This is a genomic window from Streptomyces sp. SM1, from assembly GCF_002910825.1.
In the GTDB taxonomy this organism is placed as follows: domain Bacteria; phylum Actinomycetota; class Actinomycetes; order Streptomycetales; family Streptomycetaceae; genus Streptomyces; species Streptomyces okerensis.
This window is the reverse complement of the sequence record NZ_NEUB01001049.1, coordinates 11,859-16,840: the sequence shown is the minus strand read 5'-3', so window position 1 is coordinate 16,840 and position 4,982 is coordinate 11,859. Positions and strand designations below refer to the sequence as shown.

Below are 4,982 nucleotides of genomic sequence, written 5' to 3'. Positions count from 1 at the left end.
AGCGGCGGAGCATGTGGCTTAATTCGACGCAACGCGAAGAACCTTACCAAGGCTTGACATACACCGGAAAGCATTAGAGATAGTGCCCCCCTTGTGGTCGGTGTACAGGTGGTGCATGGCTGTCGTCAGCTCGTGTCGTGAGATGTTGGGTTAAGTCCCGCAACGAGCGCAACCCTTGTCCCGTGTTGCCAGCAAGCCCTTCGGGGTGTTGGGGACTCACGGGAGACCGCCGGGGTCAACTCGGAGGAAGGTGGGGACGACGTCAAGTCATCATGCCCCTTATGTCTTGGGCTGCACACGTGCTACAATGGCCGGTACAATGAGCTGCGATACCGCGAGGTGGAGCGAATCTCAAAAAGCCGGTCTCAGTTCGGATTGGGGTCTGCAACTCGACCCCATGAAGTCGGAGTCGCTAGTAATCGCAGATCAGCATTGCTGCGGTGAATACGTTCCCGGGCCTTGTACACACCGCCCGTCACGTCACGAAAGTCGGTAACACCCGAAGCCGGTGGCCCAACCCCTTGTGGGAGGGAGCTGTCGAAGGTGGGACTGGCGATTGGGACGAAGTCGTAACAAGGTAGCCGTACCGGAAGGTGCGGCTGGATCACCTCCTTTCTAAGGAGCACTTCTAGGCTGCTTCGGCAGTCCAGGGGCCAGTTCATCGGCGAACGTCCGGTGCTGGTTGCTCATGGGTGGAACGTTGACTATTCGGTCCTGTTTCTCGGGCCGGTGGCTGCAAGTACTGCTCTTCGGAGCGTGGAACGCACGATCACCGGACGGGGCGGGGCCGGGCACGCTGTTGGGTGTCTGAAGGTACGGCCGCAAGGTCTGTCTTCAGTCGCCGGCCCCAGTGAACTTGCCTGTGAGGGCAGGGTGATGGGTGGTTGGTCGTTGTTTGAGAACTGCACAGTGGACGCGAGCATCTGTGGCCAAGTTTTTAAGGGCGCACGGTGGATGCCTTGGCACCAGGAACCGATGAAGGACGTGGGAGGCCACGATAGTCCCCGGGGAGCCGTCAACCAGGCTTTGATCCGGGGGTTTCCGAATGGGGAAACCCGGCAGTCGTCATGGGCTGTCACCCTTGCCTGAACACATAGGGCAAGTGGAGGGAACGCGGGGAAGTGAAACATCTCAGTACCCGCAGGAAGAGAAAACAACCGTGATTCCGGGAGTAGTGGCGAGCGAAACCGGATGAGGCCAAACCGTATGCGTGTGAGACCCGGCAGGGGTTGCGCATACGGGGTTGTGGGATCTCTCTTGACCAGTCTGCCGGCTGGTCGACGAGTCAGAAACCGTTGATGTAGGCGAAGGACATGCGAAAGGTCCGGCGTAGAGGGTAAGACCCCCGTAGTCGAAACATCAGCGGCTCGTTTGAGAGACACCCAAGTAGCACGGGGCCCGAGAAATCCCGTGTGAATCTGGCGGGACCACCCGCTAAGCCTAAATATTCCCTGGTGACCGATAGCGGATAGTACCGTGAGGGAATGGTGAAAAGTACCGCGGGAGCGGAGTGAAATAGTACCTGAAACCGTGTGCCTACAAGCCGTGGGAGCGTCGCGTTGAGTGCTTGCACTCAACGTCGTGACTGCGTGCCTTTTGAAGAATGAGCCTGCGAGTTTGCGGTGTGTTGCGAGGTTAACCCGAGTGGGGAAGCCGTAGCGAAAGCGAGTCCTAATAGGGCGTTTCAGTAGCACGCTCAAGACCCGAAGCGGAGTGATCTAGCCATGGGCAGGTTGAAGCGGAGGTAAGACTTCGTGGAGGACCGAACCCACCAGGGTTGAAAACCTGGGGGATGACCTGTGGTTAGGGGTGAAAGGCCAATCAAACTCCGTGATAGCTGGTTCTCCCCGAAATGCATTTAGGTGCAGCGTCGTGTGTTTCTTGCCGGAGGTAGAGCACTGGATAGGCGATGGGCCCTACCGGGTTACTGACCTTAGCCAAACTCCGAATGCCGGTAAGTGAGAGCGCGGCAGTGAGACTGTGGGGGATAAGCTCCATGGTCGAGAGGGAAACAGCCCAGAGCATCGACTAAGGCCCCTAAGCGTACGCTAAGTGGGAAAGGATGTGGAGTCGCACAGACAACCAGGAGGTTGGCTTAGAAGCAGCCACCCTTGAAAGAGTGCGTAATAGCTCACTGGTCTAGTGATTCCGCGCCGACAATGTAGCGGGGCTCAAGCGTACCGCCGAAGTCGTGTCATTGCAGCATATACGGCCAACGCCGGCTGTGATGGGTAGGGGAGCGTCGTGTGCCGGGTGAAGCAGCCGCGGAAGCGAGTTGTGGACGGTTCACGAGTGAGAATGCAGGCATGAGTAGCGATACAAACGTGAGAAACGTTTGCGCCGATTGACTAAGGGTTCCTGGGTCAAGCTGATCTGCCCAGGGTAAGTCGGGACCTAAGGCGAGGCCGACAGGCGTAGTCGATGGATAACCGGTTGATATTCCGGTACCCGCTGTGAAGCGTCAAACATCGAATCCAGTGATGCTAAGCCCGTGAAGCCGCCGGCTGAGTCTTCGGACGAGGTCGGAGTGGTGGAGCCGGTGACCCGAGCTGGTAGTAGGTGAGTGATGGGGTGACGCAGGAAGGTAGTCCATCCCGGGCGGTGGTTGTCCCGGGGTAAGGGTGTAGGCCGGACGGTAGGTAAATCCGCCGTTCATTAAGGCTGAGACCTGATGCCGAGCCGATTGTGGTGAAGTGGATGATCCTATGCTGTCGAGAAAAGCCTCTAGCGAGTTTTATGGCGGCCCGTACCCTAAACCGACTCAGGTGGTCAGGTAGAGAATACCGAGGCGTTCGGGTGAACTATGGTTAAGGAACTCGGCAAAATGCCCCCGTAACTTCGGGAGAAGGGGGGCCATCACTGGTGAGAGGACTTGCTCCTCGAGCTGGGGGTGGCCGCAGAGACCAGCGAGAAGCGACTGTTTACTAAAAACACAGGTCCGTGCGAAGCCGTAAGGCGATGTATACGGACTGACGCCTGCCCGGTGCTGGAACGTTAAGGGGACCGGTTAGTCACTCTTCGGGGTGGCGAAGCTGAGAACTTAAGCGCCAGTAAACGGCGGTGGTAACTATAACCATCCTAAGGTAGCGAAATTCCTTGTCGGGTAAGTTCCGACCTGCACGAATGGCGTAACGACTTCTCGACTGTCTCAACCATAGGCCCGGTGAAATTGCACTACGAGTAAAGATGCTCGTTTCGCGCAGCAGGACGGAAAGACCCCGGGACCTTTACTACAGTTTGATATTGGTGTTCGGTTCGGCTTGTGTAGGATAGCTGGGAGACTGTGAACTCTGGACGCCAGTTCAGGGGGAGTCGTCGTTGAAATACCAGTCTGGTCGTGCTGGATGTCTAACCTGGGTCCGTGATCCGGATCAGGGACAGTGTCTGATGGGTAGTTTAACTGGGGCGGTTGCCTCCTAAAGAGTAACGGAGGCGCCCAAAGGTTCCCTCAGCCTGGTTGGTAATCAGGTGTTGAGTGTAAGTGCACAAGGGAGCTTGACTGTGAGACCGACGGGTCGAGCAGGGACGAAAGTCGGGACTAGTGATCCGGCGGTGGCTTGTGGAAGCGCCGTCGCTCAACGGATAAAAGGTACCCCGGGGATAACAGGCTGATCTTCCCCAAGAGTCCATATCGACGGGATGGTTTGGCACCTCGATGTCGGCTCGTCGCATCCTGGGGCTGGAGTCGGTCCCAAGGGTTGGGCTGTTCGCCCATTAAAGCGGTACGCGAGCTGGGTTTAGAACGTCGTGAGACAGTTCGGTCCCTATCCGCTGTGCGCGTAGGAGTCTTGAGAAGGGCTGTCCCTAGTACGAGAGGACCGGGACGGACGAACCTCTGGTGTGCCAGTTGTCCTGCCAAGGGCATGGCTGGTTGGCTACGTTCGGGAGGGATAACCGCTGAAAGCATCTAAGCGGGAAGCCTGCTTCGAGATGAGGACTCCCACCTCCTAGAGAGGGTAAGGCTCCCAGTAGACGACTGGGTTGATAGGCCGGATATGGAAGCACCGTAAGGTGTGGAGTTGACCGGTACTAATAGGCCGAGGGCTTGTCCTCAGTTGCTCGCGTCCACTGTGTTGGTTCTGAGACAACGACCGTTGTCGGCTTTGAGCAGAACAGACAATAGAAGAGTGTGCTTGTTCGCTCGAAACCATTAGGGTTTCGGTGGTCATAGCGTAGGGGAAACGCCCGGTTACATTCCGAACCCGGAAGCTAAGCCTTACAGCGCCGATGGTACTGCAGGGGGGACCCTGTGGGAGAGTAGGACGCCGCCGAACAATCTTTGGAAGGACCCTTGGTCCCAGCGTTCAGCTGGGACCAAGGGTCCTTTTTTATTTATGCTTGCAGTACCGAAGACAGGAGTCACCGATGTCCACCAACTCTCCCGAAAACCGACCGGAACGCGACCAGCGGCGACGGGAGAGTGGTGACCGCTCCGACCGCGCTGACCGTGGCGGCCAGCGCGGCGGTCCGCGCCGGGCCAGTGACCGCGACCGCGGATTCCGGAGGGACGGCGACCGTCCTCCCTTCCGCCGTGACGACCGTGACCGAGGCGGAGACCGCGACCGTGGCGCCGACCGCGACCGGGGATTCCGTCGGGACGACCGCGACAGTGGCCGGCCGGAGCGCGGCGGCTTCCGCGGGCGCGACGACAACCGCGGTGGCGAGCGCGGCGGTTACCGCGGTCGTGACGACCGTGGTAGCGACCGCAGGGACGAGCGACGTGACGGTGACCGTGGTGGCTTCCGGCGTGATGACAGCCGTGGTGGTGACCGTGACCGTGGTGGTTTCCGCCGCGACGACAGCCGTGGTGGTGACCGTGACCGTGGTGGTTTCCGCCGCGACGACAGCCGTGGTGGTGACCGTGACCGTGGTGGTTTCCGCCGCGACGACAGCCGTGGTGGTGACCGTGACCGTGGCGGTTTCCGGCGTGATGACAACCGCGGTGGCGAGCGCGGCGGTTACCGCGGTCGTGACGACCGTGG

General features: G+C 59.2%; 3 rRNA genes and 1 pseudogene. All 4 read left to right on the top strand.

Going from position 1 to position 4,982, the window contains the following annotated elements:
- Nucleotides 1–615 (top strand): 16S ribosomal RNA (locus B9S61_RS39430); the annotation flags it as partial.
- Between the two features lie 312 nt (nucleotides 616–927).
- A 23S ribosomal RNA gene (locus tag B9S61_RS39425) occupies nucleotides 928–4,053 on the top strand.
- A 104-nt stretch (nucleotides 4,054–4,157) separates the two neighbouring features.
- Nucleotides 4,158–4,274, top strand: a 5S ribosomal RNA gene (gene rrf, locus B9S61_RS39420).
- A 149-nt stretch (nucleotides 4,275–4,423) separates the two neighbouring features.
- A pseudogene (locus B9S61_RS41875) lies at nucleotides 4,424–4,982 on the top strand (hypothetical protein); the annotation flags it as partial.